The organism is Streptococcus mitis (assembly GCF_023110375.1).
Classification (GTDB): domain Bacteria; phylum Bacillota; class Bacilli; order Lactobacillales; family Streptococcaceae; genus Streptococcus; species Streptococcus mitis_CI.
On the sequence record NZ_JALDVV010000009.1, the window covers coordinates 1 to 15,435 of the forward strand.

Here is a 15,435-nt window from a genome sequence, read left to right on the forward strand (position 1 = left end):
GGACTTTTTTTCTACAACAAAATAGGCTCCATAATATCCATAGGGGATTTACCCACTACAAATATTATAGAGCCGAATTAGTTTGCTTCTCTCTTTTTTTAATTTCAGTAATTCATTTTGATTGAGTATACTTTTTTGTTTCCTGATTTGTTCAATGATTACTGTAGTTTAGGTACATAAATTAAAATTTAACAGATTGTATAATTCTCACAAACTTTTAAGAAAGTAAATGAAGAGTTTTTTTGTGCTACCTATAATATATCTGTTTTGTACGATAAAAATTTCCGATCTTTTGATTTTAAATGCGTATTAGTTTACGTTATAGTCTAAATTTGATATCACTTTGATGGAGGTACTATAGATTCTTTCATACTCTGTATCTTGTTGTGTAATGTTTCTTGATTCTTTTAAATAGAATCTTTTATGACATTTGTCATATTTCCTCATGACAGAAGCTTCTAGCGATTCTACCTTCAAAGAGTTATACTAGATGTATCAAATGGAGGAAGAAAAAATGAAACATAAAGTAATTGTCGCAATGAGTTTAGTAGCAGCAGGAGTCATGACTTATCTCATGTTCTCAGGATTGGATGAAGATTTCTATCATTTTCCTTGGGAGCTATTTGCAGGATTTGGAATGTTGTCCTGGCTTATCCGAGAAGGTTTGAAATTAGTCTCAGATGTGAAAAAGGAGTTTGAAAAATGAAAAAAGCGTTTCTCTATCTTTTTATTGGACTATCACTAGTGGTATGGTTGGTAGAAATGTTTACAGGTTGGTTTGATCAAGCCTTCCTTCACCAATTCATCCGTGGTGCCTGGGGATTAGGATTTATGATTTTTATCGCCTTTCCTATGGGAAAGGAGTGGCTGAAAGGAGAATATGATGAACATGATTAAGGTAGAAAGCCTAAATAAAAACATCAAGGGCAAGGCTATTTTGAAGGATATTTCCTTTGAGGTAACTGAAGGTGAATGCGTCGCCTTGATTGGGCCCAATGGTGCTGGGAAGACCACACTCTTGGACTGTTTGCTTGGAGATAAACGGGTCACAAGCGATCAAGTATCCATCCAAGGCTTGCCAGTGACGAGTTCTCAGTTAGACTACACAAGATCCTATCTCCCTCAAGAAAATGTCATCGTTCAGAAATTAAAGGTCAAAGAGTTGATTGCTTTCTTTCAAAGTATTTATCCAAATCCCTTGAGCAACCAGGAAATCGATCAACTATTGCAGTTTGACCAGCATCAGAAAGAGCAATTCGCAGAAAAATTGTCAGGCGGGCAAAAGCGTCTCTTCTCTTTTGTCTTGACCTTGATTGGGCGACCAAAGCTTGTCTTTTTAGATGAACCAACTGCTGCCATGGATACTTCAACTCGTCAACGCTTTTGGGAAATTGTTCAGGAACTAAAAGCTAAGGGAGTTACCATTCTCTATTCCTCCCATTATATCGAAGAGGTAGAGCATACAGCGGACCGGATTTTGGTCTTGAATAAGGGAGAGTTGATTCGTGATACGACGCCTCTAGCCATGCGTAGTGAGGGAATTGAAAAGCATTTTATCCTTCCTCTAGCATACAAGGAAGTCATTGAGCAGTCTAACTTGGTTGAAAACTGGTCACAAAAACAAGATGCTCTACAAGTAGTCACACGCGAAGCGGACGCTTTCTGGGAACTATTAGTTCAGGCAGGATGTAGGATTCAAGAAATTGAAGTCAATAATCGTAGCTTGCTGGATACAATCTTTGAAGAAACACAAAAGGGAGATGACTAAGATGAAACGATGGATCGCACTAAACAAGATAGAATTTCTATTGACCAAACGACAATTAGTCTATTATCTGTTATCCGTAGGGATGCCGACAGCCTTCTATTTATTCTTTTCAGGCATGTACCAGGATACACCAGATGGGCCAGCTAATTTTATGCGTGACTACCTCATCTCTATGACGGCCTTTTCCATGATGTCGACAGCCATGTTTTCATTCCCAGCTGTCTTACATACCGATAAAATCAACAATTGGCAGAAAACATTACGCCATACTCCAGTAAATATGGTAGAATATTATCTATCAAAGATAACAAGTATGATGGTTGATTATTTGGTCTCAATCCTGGTTGTTTTCTCAGTTGGGCACTTGGTCAGAGGTGTGGATATGTCTCTAGGAAGCTGGATTGGGGCTGCGCTCTTGCTGATAGTAGGAAGTGTTGCCTTTGTAGCGCTTGGATTAACCTTGACACTCTTGCCTTCTAGTCAGCTGATGTCTGTCGTGGGTAATCTTCTCTATCTAGGCTTGGCTGTTTTAGGCGGACTCTGGATGCCCATCTCTTTATTTCCAGACTGGATGCAAGCAATCGGGAAGTGCCTACCAACTTATCAGTTGATGGAGTTGCTCAAGGCTTTCTTAAACGAGGGTGGCATCAATCTATCAGCCACAGTTTATCTACTTGTTTTTTCAGCAGTTTTGTTTGGTTTGACCATTTACCTTCAAGGTCATAAGGAGAATTCTTAATGCTTGAAAGACTGAAAAGCATACACTATATGTTTTGGGCCAGTTTAATTTTTATGATTTTCCCCATCCTACCTGTAGTGACTGGGTGGCTTTCTGTCTGGCATTTATTCATTGATATTCTATTTGTAGTGGCATATTTGGGTGTTTTAACAACTAAGAGCCAGCGCCTATCTTGGATATATTGGGGTCTCATGCTGACTTATGTAGTTGGGAATACTGCCTTTGTTGCTGTTAATTATATCTGGTTCTTCTTTTTCCTTTCTAACCTCTTAAGTTATCATTTTGGCGTACGTAGTTTAAAGTCTTTACATGTCTGGACTTTTCTTCTTGCTCAAGTCCTTGTTGTGGGCCAACTTTTGATTTTTCAGAGAATCGAAGTTGAGTTTCTATTCTATCTACTTGTAATTCTTACTTTTGTCGATTTAATGACTTTTGGATTGGTTCGGATTCGGATTGTGGAGGATTTGAAAGAAGCGCAGGCTAAGCAAAATGCCCAGATAAATCTATTGCTTGCTGAAAATGAACGCAGTCGTATCGGTCAGGATTTGCATGATAGTCTGGGACACACTTTTGCTATGCTGAGTGTCAAGACAGATTTAGCCTTGCAGTTGTTTCAGATGGAGGCTTATCCACAGGTGGAAAAGGAATTAAAAGAAATTCACCAGATCAGTAAGGATTCCATGAATGAAGTGCGAACTATTGTGGAAAATCTTAAGTCTAGAACTTTGACATCCGAACTAGAGACTGTGAAAAAGATGTTAGAAATTGCTGGAATTGAGGTGGAAATAGCTAATCAACTAGATACAGCTAGCTTAACTCAGGAATTGGAGTCAACGGCTTCCATGATTTTGCTAGAATTAGTGACCAACATCATCAAACATGCTAAAGCGTCTAAAGTCTACTTAAAATTAGAACGGACAGAGAAAGAACTCATTCTAACAGTGAGAGATGATGGCTGTGGTTTCGCTTCTATAAAAGGAGATGAGCTCCATACAGTTCGAGATCGTGTTCTTCCATTTTCGGGAGAAGTAAAGGTAATTAGTTGGAAACAACCGACAGAAGTTCAGGTTCGACTACCTTATAAGGAGAGAAACTAAGATGAAACTACTTGTTGCAGAAGATCAAAGTATGTTGCGAGATGCCATGTGCCAGTTGCTCACGCTTCAACCAGATGTAGAGTCTGTCTTTCAAGCCAAGAATGGGCAAGAAGCAATCCAACTATTAGAAAAGGCGTCTGTGGATATCGCCATCCTTGACGTCGAAATGCCTGTTAAGACAGGTCTTGAAGTCTTGGAGTGGATTCGGGCAGAAAAGCTAGAAACAAAGGTGGTTGTGGTGACGACCTTCAAGCGCCCTGGTTATTTCGAACGTGCAGTCAAGGCTGGAGTAGATGCGTATGTCTTGAAAGAAAGAAGCATTGCAGACCTCATGCAAACCTTGCATACTGTCCTCGAAGGACGCAAGGAGTATTCGCCTGAATTGATGGAAGTAGTTATGACGCATCCCAATCCATTAACAGAGCAAGAAATCGCAGTTTTAAAGAGAATTGCTCAAGGCTTGTCTAACCAAGAAATTGCAGATCAACTTTATTTATCAAACGGAACCGTCCGAAACTATGTCACCAATATTCTTTCTAAACTAGATGCTGCTAATCGAACAGAGGCAGCTAATATTGCGAAAGAATCTGGTTGGTTGTGATGATATAATATTTTTTGAACATTATGTGCTAAAATTGATGGGATGGGATTGCATGGAACAATACCAAACTTTAGGAGGGATTTATTCCTCCTTTTCTTTCTTTTGGGAGCAATACAAACGAGCTAAAAATAACAATAAAAAAGAAAAATATCTTGACAAGAAAGGGAAAAATTTGTTACAATAATAGACGGTACTTTTTACTTTTGGTCTCTCAAGAGTGTACAGGGACGTGCTGACAAATGTTGCAAAAGTACACACAGATGATAGCTGTCACCAAGTGTATCATCACCAAAAATAAAAAAACACAGGAGAATGTAGATGCCTACAATTAACCAATTGGTTCGCAAACCGCGTAAATCAAAAGTAGAAAAATCTAAATCACCAGCTTTGAACGTTGGTTACAACAGTCATAAAAAAGTTCAAACAAACGTTTCTTCACCACAAAAACGTGGTGTTGCAACTCGTGTTGGAACAATGACACCTAAAAAACCTAACTCAGCCCTTCGTAAATTCGCTCGTGTACGTTTGAGCAACCTTATCGAAGTTACTGCCTACATCCCAGGTATCGGACACAACTTGCAAGAGCACAGCGTGGTTCTTCTTCGTGGTGGACGTGTAAAAGACCTTCCAGGGGTACGTTACCATATCGTCCGTGGTGCACTTGATACTGCAGGTGTTAACGATCGTAAACAAGGCCGTTCTAAATACGGTACTAAACGTCCAAAAGCATAAGGAAAGGGGATAAAGAGAAATGAGTCGTAAAAATAGAGCTCCAAAACGTGACGTATTGCCAGATCCGCTTTACAATTCACAACTAGTTACTCGTCTTATCAACCGCGTTATGCTTGACGGTAAACGTGGTACAGCTGCTTCAATCGTTTACGGTGCTTTTGAGCAAATCAAAGAAGCTACTGGTAACGATGCACTTGAAGTATTTGAAACAGCTATGGAAAACATCATGCCTGTACTTGAAGTACGTGCACGTCGTGTTGGTGGTTCTAACTACCAAGTCCCAGTTGAAGTTCGTCCAGAACGTCGTACAACACTTGGACTTCGTTGGTTGGTAACAATCGCTCGTCTTCGTGGTGAACACACAATGCAAGACCGTCTTGCAAAAGAAATCTTGGATGCTGCTAACAACACTGGTGCAGCTGTTAAGAAACGTGAAGACACTCACCGTATGGCTGAAGCTAACCGTGCATTCGCACACTTCCGTTGGTAAAATCATGATGCTAGGAACGGTAAGGATGCAAGGTGAAAATAGGAAACTGACGCAGTATTCGACGAATACAAGGAAGTTTATCTTTTTCACACAGCATCCCGTTCCGGCTCAAATCGGCTAATTAACTTTAGCCCGAGTTCAACTCAACTTACCATCTCGTAAGTTGAAACCAACAATAGCATGAAAACATTGAGAACGGGTAGGTCCTGCCTATCCGTTTTTATTAAAATCGTGTTATAATAGAATAGAAATCAAAAATAAATAGGAGAAACAAACCTCATGGCACGCGAATTTTCACTTGAAAAAACTCGTAATATCGGTATCATGGCTCACGTCGATGCTGGTAAAACAACAACTACTGAGCGTATTCTTTACTACACTGGTAAAATCCACAAAATCGGTGAAACTCACGAAGGTGCGTCACAAATGGACTGGATGGAGCAAGAGCAAGAACGTGGTATCACTATCACATCTGCTGCGACAACAGCTCAATGGAACAACCACCGCGTAAACATCATCGACACACCAGGACACGTGGACTTCACAATCGAAGTACAACGTTCTCTTCGTGTATTGGATGGTGCGGTTACCGTTCTTGACTCACAATCAGGTGTTGAGCCTCAAACTGAAACAGTTTGGCGTCAAGCAACTGAGTACGGAGTTCCACGTATCGTATTTGCCAACAAAATGGACAAAATCGGTGCTGACTTCCTTTACTCTGTAAGCACACTTCACGATCGTCTTCAAGCAAATGCACACCCAATCCAATTGCCAATCGGTTCTGAAGATGACTTCCGTGGTATCATCGACTTGATCAAGATGAAAGCTGAAATCTATACTAACGACCTTGGTACAGATATCCTTGAAGAAGACATCCCAGCTGAATACCTTGACCAAGCTCAAGAATACCGTGAAAAATTGATCGAAGCAGTTGCTGAAACTGACGAAGAATTGATGATGAAATACCTCGAAGGTGAAGAAATCACTAACGAAGAATTGAAAGCTGGTATCCGTAAAGCGACTATCAACGTTGAATTCTTCCCAGTATTGTGTGGTTCAGCCTTCAAGAACAAAGGTGTTCAATTGATGCTTGATGCGGTTATTGACTACCTTCCAAGCCCGCTTGACATCCCAGCAATCAAAGGTATCAACCCAGATACAGACGAAGAAGAAACTCGTCCAGCATCTGACGAAGAGCCATTTGCAGCTCTTGCCTTCAAGATTATGACTGACCCATTCGTAGGTCGTTTGACATTCTTCCGTGTTTACTCAGGTGTTCTTCAATCAGGTTCATACGTATTGAACACTTCTAAAGGTAAACGTGAACGTATCGGACGTATCCTTCAAATGCACGCTAACAGCCGTCAAGAAATCGACACTGTTTATTCAGGTGATATTGCTGCTGCCGTTGGTTTGAAAGATACTACAACGGGTGACTCATTGACAGATGAAAAAGCTAAAATCATCCTTGAGTCAATCAACGTTCCAGAACCAGTTATCCAATTGATGGTTGAGCCAAAATCTAAAGCTGACCAAGACAAGATGGGTATCGCCCTTCAAAAATTGGCTGAAGAAGATCCAACGTTCCGCGTTGAAACAAACGTTGAAACTGGTGAAACAGTTATCTCTGGTATGGGTGAGCTTCACCTTGACGTCCTTGTTGACCGTATGCGTCGTGAGTTCAAAGTTGAAGCGAACGTAGGTGCTCCTCAAGTATCTTACCGTGAAACATTCCGCGCTTCTACTCAAGCACGTGGATTCTTCAAACGTCAGTCTGGTGGTAAAGGTCAATTCGGTGATGTATGGATTGAATTTACTCCAAACGAAGAAGGTAAAGGATTCGAATTCGAAAACGCAATCGTCGGTGGTGTGGTTCCTCGTGAATTTATCCCAGCGGTTGAAAAAGGTTTGGTAGAATCTATGGCTAACGGTGTACTTGCAGGTTACCCAATGGTTGACGTTAAAGCTAAGCTTTACGATGGTTCATACCACGATGTCGACTCATCTGAAACTGCCTTCAAGATTGCGGCTTCACTTGCTCTTAAAGAAGCTGCTAAATCAGCACAACCAGCTATCCTTGAACCAATGATGCTCGTAACAATCACTGTTCCAGAAGAAAACCTTGGTGATGTTATGGGTCACGTAACTGCTCGTCGTGGACGTGTAGATGGTATGGAAGCACATGGTAACAGCCAAATCGTTCGTGCTTACGTTCCACTTGCTGAAATGTTCGGTTACGCAACAGTTCTTCGTTCTGCATCTCAAGGACGTGGTACATTCATGATGGTATTTGACCACTACGAAGATGTACCTAAGTCAGTACAAGAAGAAATCATTAAGAAAAACAAAGGTGAAGATTAATCTGTCCTCACTCTAGAAGGAAGTCACTTAGTGGCTTCCTTTTGTCTTTAGAAAACACCTCTAAGTATGGTAAAATAGTAGAAGAATAATGTGAGGAAAATGAATGTCAAATAGTTTTGAAATTTTGATGAATCAACTGGGGATGTCTGCTGAAATGAGACAGGATCCTGCTTTATTACAGGCTGATATTGAGCGAGTTGTGGTTCATAAAATTAGTAAGGTATGGGAGTTTCATTTCGTATTTTCTAATATTTTACCGATTGAAATCTTTTTAGAATTAAAGAAAGGTTTGAGCGAAGAATTTTCTAAGACAGGCAATAAAGCTGTTTTCGAAATTAAGGCTCGGTCTCAAGAATTTTCAAATCAGCTCTTGCAGTCCTACTATAGGGAGGCTTTCTCTGAAGGGCCATGTGCTAGTCAAGGTTTTAGGTCCCTTTACCAGAATCTGCAAGTTCGTGCTGAGGGCAATCAACTCTTTATTGAAGGCTCTGAGGCGATTGATAAGGAACATTTTAAGAAGAATCATCTTCCTAATTTAGCGAAACAACTTGAAAAGTTTGGCTTTCCAACTTTCAACTGTCAAGTAGAGAAAAATGATGTGCTGACCCAAGAGCAGGAAGAGGCCTTTCATGCTGAAAATGAGCAGATTGTTCAAGCGGCCAATGAGGAAGCGCTCCGTGCTATGGAGCAACTGGAACAGATGGCACCACCTCCAGCTGAAGAGAAACCAGCCTTTGATTTTCAGGCCAAAAAGGCTGCGGCTAAGCCAAAGCTAGATAAGGCGGAGATTACTCCTATGATCGAAGTGACGACTGAGGAAAATCGTCTGGTCTTTGAAGGGGTTGTTTTTGATGTGGAGCAAAAAGTGACCAGAACAGGGCGTGTTTTGATCAACTTTAAAATGACAGACTACACTTCCAGTTTTTCTATGCAAAAGTGGGTTAAGAACGAGGAAGAGGCTCAGAAATTTGATCTAATTAAGAAAAATTCTTGGCTCCGAGTTCGTGGGAATGTGGAGATGAATAACTTCACACGCGATTTGACTATGAACGTGCAGGATGTGCAGGAAGTTGTTCACTATGAGCGGAAGGATTTAATGCCAGAAGGAGAACGGCGGGTTGAGTTTCATGCTCATACTAACATGTCGACTATGGATGCTCTACCAGAGGTTGAAGAAATCGTTGCGACAGCTGCTAAGTGGGGACACAAGGCGGTTGCCATCACGGACCACGGGAATGTCCAGTCCTTCCCACACGGCTATAAGGCGGCCAAAAAAGCGGGAATCCAGCTAATCTATGGAATGGAAGCCAATATCGTGGAGGACCGTGTCCCTATCGTCTATAACGAAGTGGAGCTGGACTTGTCAGAAGCGACCTACGTGGTCTTTGACGTGGAAACGACAGGACTTTCAGCTATCTATAATGATTTGATTCAGGTTGCGGCCTCTAAGATGTACAAGGGGAATGTTATTGCTGAATTTGATGAATTTATCAATCCTGGACATCCCTTGTCAGCTTTTACTACTGAGTTGACTGGAATTACAGATGACCATGTCAAAAATGCCAAACCACTAGAACAAGTTTTGCAAGAATTCCAAGAATTCTGCAAGGATACGGTCTTAGTTGCCCACAATGCCACCTTTGACGTTGGATTTATGAATGCCAATTATGAGCGTCATGGTCTTCCAAGGATTAGTCAGCCAGTTATCGATACGTTAGAGTTTGCTAGAAACCTCTATCCTGAGTATAAACGTCATGGTTTGGGGCCTTTGACCAAGCGTTTTGGTGTGGCCTTGGAACATCACCACATGGCCAACTACGATGCGGAAGCTACAGGTCGTCTGCTTTTCATCTTTATCAAAGAGGTAGCAGAAAAACATGGTGTGACCGACTTAGCTAGACTCAACATTGATTTGATTAGTCCAGATTCTTATAAAAAAGCTCGGATCAAGCATGCGACCATTTATGTCAAGAATCAGGTGGGGCTAAAAAATATCTTTAAGCTGGTTTCTCTGTCTAATACCAAGTACTTTGAAGGGGTGCCACGAATTCCGAGAACAGTTCTAGATGCCCATCGGGAAGGTTTGATTTTAGGTTCAGCTTGCTCTGAAGGTGAAGTTTTTGATGCAGTCGTTTCCCAAGGTGTGGATGCGGCGGTTGAGGTGGCCAAGTATTATGACTTTATCGAGGTCATGCCACCAGCTATCTATGCCCCCTTGATTGCCAAGGAGCAGGTCAAGGATATGGAAGAACTCCAGACCATTATCAAGAGTTTGATAGAGGTGGGAGACCGCCTTGGCAAGCCCGTTCTGGCTACGGGGAATGTCCACTATATCGAACCGGAAGAAGAGATTTACCGTGAAATTATTGTCCGTAGTTTGGGACAGGGGGCTATGATTAACCGAACTATCGGTCATGGGGAACATGCTCAACCAGCTCCTCTGCCAAAAGCCCATTTTAGAACGACTAATGAGATGTTGGATGAATTTGCCTTCTTGGGAGAGGAACTAGCTCGCAAATTGGTTATTGAAAATACCAATGCCTTGGCAGAAATCTTTGAACCCGTTGAGGTCGTTAAGGGTGACTTGTATACGCCTTTTATCGATAAGGCTGAAGAAACGGTCGCTGAGTTAACCTATAAGAAGGCATTTGAGATTTATGGAAATCCACTGCCAGATATTGTCGATTTGCGGATTGAAAAAGAATTAACTTCTATTCTGGGGAATGGATTTGCCGTGATTTATCTGGCTTCCCAGATGCTGGTGCAACGTTCCAATGAACGGGGTTACTTGGTAGGTTCTCGAGGATCTGTCGGATCTAGTTTCGTTGCGACCATGATTGGGATTACAGAGGTCAATCCTCTCTCTCCTCACTATGTCTGTGGTCAGTGTCAGTACAGTGAGTTTATCACGGATGGTTCTTATGGTTCAGGTTTTGATATGCCCAATAAGGACTGTCCGAACTGTGGTCACAAACTCAGCAAAAATGGGCAGGATATTCCGTTTGAGACCTTCCTTGGTTTTGATGGAGATAAGGTTCCCGATATTGACTTGAACTTTTCGGGAGAGGATCAGCCTAGCGCCCACTTGGATGTGCGTGATATCTTTGGTGAGGAATATGCCTTCCGTGCAGGAACGGTTGGTACGGTGGCTGCCAAGACCGCCTATGGATTTGTCAAGGGCTATGAGCGAGATTATGGCAAGTTTTATCGTGATGCAGAGGTGGAACGTCTAGCCCAGGGAGCTGCTGGTGTCAAACGAACGACAGGACAACACCCAGGGGGAATCGTTGTTATTCCTAACTACATGGATGTCTACGACTTTACGCCTGTCCAGTATCCAGCAGATGACGTGACAGCAGAATGGCAGACCACTCACTTTAACTTCCATGATATTGACGAGAACGTCCTCAAACTCGATGTACTAGGACATGATGATCCGACCATGATTCGAAAACTCCAGGACTTGTCTGGGATTGACCCTAATGAAATTCCTATGGATGACGAAGGCGTAATGGCCCTCTTTTCTGGGACGGATGTGTTAGGGGTAACACCTGAGCAAATCGGAACGCCTACGGGCATGCTGGGGATTCCAGAGTTTGGAACCAACTTTGTACGTGGGATGGTCGATGAAACCCATCCGACGACTTTTGCGGAGTTGCTTCAGCTCTCAGGTCTATCCCACGGTACCGACGTTTGGCTGGGCAATGCACAAGATTTGATTAAACAAGGAATAGCGGACCTATCAACTGTTATCGGTTGTCGGGACGACATCATGGTTTACCTTATGCATGCGGGTCTGGAACCTAAGATGGCCTTTACCATCATGGAGCGAGTACGTAAGGGCTTGTGGCTCAAGATTTCCGAAGAGGAAAGAAATGGCTATATCGAAGCTATGAAGGCTAATAAGGTGCCAGAGTGGTATATCGAGTCCTGTGGAAAAATTAAGTACATGTTCCCTAAAGCCCATGCGGCAGCCTACGTTATGATGGCCTTGCGTGTAGCCTACTTTAAGGTTCACCACCCTATTTATTACTACTGTGCTTACTTCTCAATCCGTGCTAAGGCATTTGATATCAAGACCATGGGGGCGGGCTTGGATGCTATCAAGCGCAGAATGGAAGAAATCTCTGAAAAACGGAAGAACAATGAGGCTTCTAATGTGGAGATTGATCTTTATACAACTCTTGAGATTGTCAATGAAATGTGGGAACGTGGTTTCAAGTTTGGAAAACTCGATCTCTACCGTAGTCAGGCGACAGAGTTCCTCATCGATGGAGATACCCTCATTCCGCCATTTGTAGCAATGGATGGTCTGGGAGAGAACGTTGCCAAGCAGTTGGTACGAGCGCGTGAAGAGGGAGAATTTCTTTCTAAAACAGAATTACGCAAGCGTGGCGGACTTTCCTCAACCTTGGTTGAAAAGATGGATGAAATGGGCATTCTCGGCAATATGCCAGAGGATAACCAGTTGAGTTTGTTTGATGAGTTGTTTTAAAAAAATTGTTTAATCATCTATCCAAAGAGGCTAATGTATATCCAATAGATTTACATTAGCCTTCTTTTTTGTTAAAATAGTCTATAGAAAGAGGGTGAGAGTATGTCAAAGACGAGTATGAGCATCCGTCTGGATAGTGAGGTGAAGGAGCAGGCCCAACAGGTGTTTAGTAATCTGGGAATGGATATGACAACAGCTATTAATATTTTCCTTCGTCAGGCTATTCAATATCAGGGATTACCTTTTGATGTTAGACTAGACGAAAATCGGAAGTTGCTTCAAGTGTTAACGGATTTAGACCAAAATCGTAATATGAGCCAATCCTTTGAATCAGTCTCTGACTTGATGGAGGATTTGCGTGCTTAAGATTCGTTATCATAAACAGTTTAAAAAAGATTTTAAGTTGGCTATGAAGCGTGGTTTGAAGGCAGAATTATTAGAAGAAGTTTTAAATTTTCTTGTTCAAGAAAAAGAACTTCCTGCTAGATATCGTGATCATCCATTGACGGCATCCAAACATTTTCAAGGAGTTCGTGAATGCCATATCCAGCCAGATTGGCTTTTGGTTTATAAAGTAGACAAGTCGGAATTGATTTTAAATTTGCTGAGGACAGGAAGTCATAGTGATTTGTTTTAATAAATTTTAAGGGGGTTCTCATGAAACTAAGAATTTTTGCGGAAGATAAGCCGGCTGAGAAGGTATTTGAATATCAATTGGAACTTGCTGATCAAACAATTCTTCTATCAACAGCACTATTGTCGGGCGCTATTGCTTTAGCAGGATTATTTTCTGCTTTGAAAGAAAAATAAAAATAGAAAAGAGAAAACAACATGGTTTTACCAAATTTTAAAGAAAATCTAGAAAAATATGCGAAATTGTTGGTTGCGAACGGAATTAACGTGCAACCTGGTCACACTTTGGCTCTCTCTATCGATGTGGAGCAACGTGAGTTGGCGCATCTAATCGTCAAAGAAGCTTATGCCTTGGGTGCGCATGAGGTTATCGTTCAGTGGACAGATGATGTTATTAACCGTGAGAAATTCCTCCATGCTCCGATGGAGCGTCTGGATAATGTGCCAGAATATAAGATTGCTGAGATGAACTATCTTTTGGAGAACAAGGCTAGCCGTCTTGGAGTTCGTTCATCTGATCCAGGTGCCTTGAACGGAGTGGATGCTGACAAGCTATCAGCTTCTGCTAAAGCTATGGGACTTGCTATGAAGCCAATGCGTATCGCAACTCAATCCAACAAGGTTAGCTGGACTGTGGCAGCCGCTGCTGGACTTGAGTGGGCTAAGAAAGTCTTTCCAAATGCTGCGAGCGACGAAGAAGCAGTCGATCTCCTTTGGGACCAAATCTTCAAAACTTGTCGTGTCTACGAAGCAGATCCTGTTAAGGCTTGGGAAGAGCATGCAGCTATCCTTAAGAGTAAGGCAGATATGCTTAATAAAGAACAATTTTCAGCCCTTCACTACACAGCGCCAGGGACAGATTTAACACTTGGTTTGCCGAAGAACCACGTTTGGGAATCAGCTGGGGCTATCAATGCACAGGGCGAAGGATTCTTGCCAAATATGCCGACAGAGGAAGTCTTCACAGCGCCTGACTTCCGTAGCGCAGATGGTTATGTCACTTCTACAAAACCGCTTAGCTATAACGGAAATATCATTGAAGGTATTAAGGTAACCTTTAAGGATGGACAAATCGTAGATATCACTGCTGAGAAGGGTGATCAGGTCATGAAAGACCTTGTCTTTGAAAATGCGGGTGCGCGTGCCTTAGGTGAATGTGCCTTGGTACCAGATCCAAGCCCAATTTCTCAGTCAGGCATTACCTTCTTTAACACCCTTTTCGATGAGAATGCGTCAAATCACTTGGCTATCGGTGCAGCCTATGCGACTAGCATCGTTGGTGGAGCGGATATGAGCGAAGAGGAGCTTGAAGCCGCGGGGCTTAACCGTTCAGATGTTCACGTAGATTTTATGATTGGTTCTAACCAAATGGATATCGATGGTATCCGTGAGGATGGGACACGTGTACCACTCTTCCGTAACGGAGATTGGGCAAATTAAGGAGATAAGATGTTAGGAAGTATGTTCGTTGGTCTCCTAGTGGGATTTTTAGCAGGTACTCTGACCAATCGTGGAGAACGCATGGGATGTTTTGGAAAAATGTTTCTGGGCTGGATTGGTGCTTTTATAGGCCACTTGCTTTTTGGGACTTGGGGACCGATAATAGCAGGAACTGCCATTATTCCGGCAGTACTAGGTTCCATGATTGTCTTAGCGATTTTCTGGAGACGAGGAAGTTAATTTCTTAAATCTGAAACGAAAAGGAGGTTGGTCATTGTACCAGCCTCCTTTTGAGTATGATATAATAGTTCTATGAGATTAGATAAATTTTTAGTTGCCTGCGCTGTAGGGAGTCGGACAGACGTCAAAAACATGCTCAAGGCTGGGCGCGTGACGGTAAATGGTAAAAAAGAAAAATCAGCTAAATTGCAGATTGATGAAGAAAGAGATGAGATTCGCTTTGATGGGCAAGCGCTGGAGTACGAGGAGTTTGTTTACTATATGATGAACAAGCCCCAAGGAGTTATTTCAGCGACTGAGGATCCCAAGCATAGAACCGTGTTGGACTTGCTGGATGATATTGCTCTGAGCAAGGAAGTTTTCCCAGTAGGACGCTTGGATATTGACACGCATGGTCTTTTGCTCTTGACCAATGATGGTCAGCTGGCCCATGCTCTTCTTTCACCTAAGCGTCATGTTGACAAGACGTATCAGGCACAAGTCAAGGGAATCATGACCCAAGAAGATGTGGAGATATTTGCCAAGGGCATTCCGCTCAAAGACTTTACTTGTCAGCCCGCTAAACTGGAGATTGTGTCCATAGATACAGAAAAAATTCAAAGCCAAATTCGTGTGACCATTGCAGAAGGGAAGTTCCATCAGGTCAAGCGTATGGTGGCTTACTGTGGCAAGGAAGTAGTGGACCTACAGCGTTTGACTATGGGAACTTTAGTTTTAGATGAGAACTTGCAGCGAGGAGAATGGCGTCGCTTGACCAAGGAAGAGTTAGAAGCTCTCCTTGCGAATATTGCTTAATTTGATTTATATTCGAAAAGGTGAGGAAGAATATCCTTGCCTTT

17 protein-coding genes are annotated in these 15,435 nt (G+C 42.3%); all 17 read left to right on the forward strand.

Annotated elements, in window-relative coordinates:
* Positions 1-499 precede the first annotated feature (499 nt).
* On the forward strand, positions 500-706 hold the full coding sequence (locus M1G12_RS06605; RefSeq protein WP_237447426.1) for a hypothetical protein: 207 nt from the start codon (positions 500-502) through the stop codon (positions 704-706).
* On the forward strand, positions 703-897 hold the full coding sequence (locus M1G12_RS06610) for a hypothetical protein (RefSeq protein WP_004258091.1): 195 nt from the start codon (positions 703-705) through the stop codon (positions 895-897). The genes M1G12_RS06605 and M1G12_RS06610 overlap by 4 nt, the downstream gene beginning before the upstream one ends.
* Positions 884-1,768, forward strand: a complete 885-nt coding sequence (locus M1G12_RS06615) for an ABC transporter ATP-binding protein (protein WP_237447427.1) — start codon at positions 884-886, stop codon at positions 1,766-1,768. Before M1G12_RS06610 ends, M1G12_RS06615 begins: the two co-directional genes overlap by 14 nt.
* Position 1,769: 1 nt before the next feature.
* Positions 1,770-2,507, forward strand: coding sequence for an ABC transporter permease (locus M1G12_RS06620; protein WP_237447428.1), 738 nt, complete (start codon positions 1,770-1,772; stop codon positions 2,505-2,507).
* The gene (locus M1G12_RS06625) at positions 2,507-3,604 is read left to right on the forward strand and encodes a sensor histidine kinase (RefSeq protein ID WP_237447429.1); all 1,098 of its coding nucleotides are present in this window, start codon (positions 2,507-2,509) and stop codon (positions 3,602-3,604) included. The genes M1G12_RS06620 and M1G12_RS06625 overlap by 1 nt, the downstream gene beginning before the upstream one ends.
* A gap of 1 nt (position 3,605) precedes the next feature.
* Positions 3,606-4,205: a response regulator transcription factor gene (locus tag M1G12_RS06630; protein WP_049499544.1), complete on the forward strand. Its 600-nt coding sequence runs from the start codon at positions 3,606-3,608 to the stop codon at positions 4,203-4,205.
* Between the two features lie 52 nt (positions 4,206-4,257).
* On the forward strand, positions 4,258-4,389 hold the full coding sequence (locus M1G12_RS09915; RefSeq protein WP_261014231.1) for a hypothetical protein: 132 nt from the start codon (positions 4,258-4,260) through the stop codon (positions 4,387-4,389).
* A gap of 134 nt (positions 4,390-4,523) precedes the next feature.
* A complete protein-coding gene (gene rpsL, locus M1G12_RS06635; RefSeq protein WP_001142332.1) occupies positions 4,524-4,937 on the forward strand; it encodes a 30S ribosomal protein S12 in 414 nt (137 codons plus the stop codon).
* 19 nt (positions 4,938-4,956) lie between these two features.
* The gene (gene rpsG, locus M1G12_RS06640; protein ID WP_000087873.1) at positions 4,957-5,427 is read left to right on the forward strand and encodes a 30S ribosomal protein S7; all 471 of its coding nucleotides are present in this window, start codon (positions 4,957-4,959) and stop codon (positions 5,425-5,427) included.
* Positions 5,428-5,706: 279 nt separating this feature from the next.
* Positions 5,707-7,788, forward strand: coding sequence for an elongation factor G (fusA, locus tag M1G12_RS06645; protein ID WP_000090348.1), 2,082 nt, complete (start codon positions 5,707-5,709; stop codon positions 7,786-7,788).
* A gap of 103 nt (positions 7,789-7,891) precedes the next feature.
* Positions 7,892-12,283 (forward strand): PolC-type DNA polymerase III, encoded by a 4,392-nt coding sequence (locus M1G12_RS06650; protein ID WP_247949597.1) that lies wholly within the window; start codon positions 7,892-7,894, stop codon positions 12,281-12,283.
* 102 nt (positions 12,284-12,385) lie between these two features.
* On the forward strand, positions 12,386-12,649 hold the full coding sequence (locus M1G12_RS06655) for a type II toxin-antitoxin system RelB/DinJ family antitoxin (protein WP_049551202.1): 264 nt from the start codon (positions 12,386-12,388) through the stop codon (positions 12,647-12,649).
* The gene (locus M1G12_RS06660) at positions 12,642-12,920 is read left to right on the forward strand and encodes a type II toxin-antitoxin system YafQ family toxin (protein ID WP_049551201.1); all 279 of its coding nucleotides are present in this window, start codon (positions 12,642-12,644) and stop codon (positions 12,918-12,920) included. The genes M1G12_RS06655 and M1G12_RS06660 overlap by 8 nt, the downstream gene beginning before the upstream one ends.
* Positions 12,921-12,940: 20 nt before the next feature.
* The gene (locus tag M1G12_RS06665; RefSeq protein WP_000776626.1) at positions 12,941-13,093 is read left to right on the forward strand and encodes a hypothetical protein; all 153 of its coding nucleotides are present in this window, start codon (positions 12,941-12,943) and stop codon (positions 13,091-13,093) included.
* Between the two features lie 21 nt (positions 13,094-13,114).
* Positions 13,115-14,356, forward strand: a complete 1,242-nt coding sequence (locus M1G12_RS06670) for an aminopeptidase (RefSeq protein WP_237447431.1) — start codon at positions 13,115-13,117, stop codon at positions 14,354-14,356.
* Positions 14,357-14,365: 9 nt separating this feature from the next.
* Positions 14,366-14,596 (forward strand): GlsB/YeaQ/YmgE family stress response membrane protein, encoded by a 231-nt coding sequence (locus M1G12_RS06675; protein ID WP_000901572.1) that lies wholly within the window; start codon positions 14,366-14,368, stop codon positions 14,594-14,596.
* 72 nt (positions 14,597-14,668) lie between these two features.
* Positions 14,669-15,391 (forward strand): pseudouridine synthase, encoded by a 723-nt coding sequence (locus tag M1G12_RS06680; RefSeq protein WP_237447432.1) that lies wholly within the window; start codon positions 14,669-14,671, stop codon positions 15,389-15,391.
* Positions 15,392-15,435: the final 44 nt, after the last annotated feature.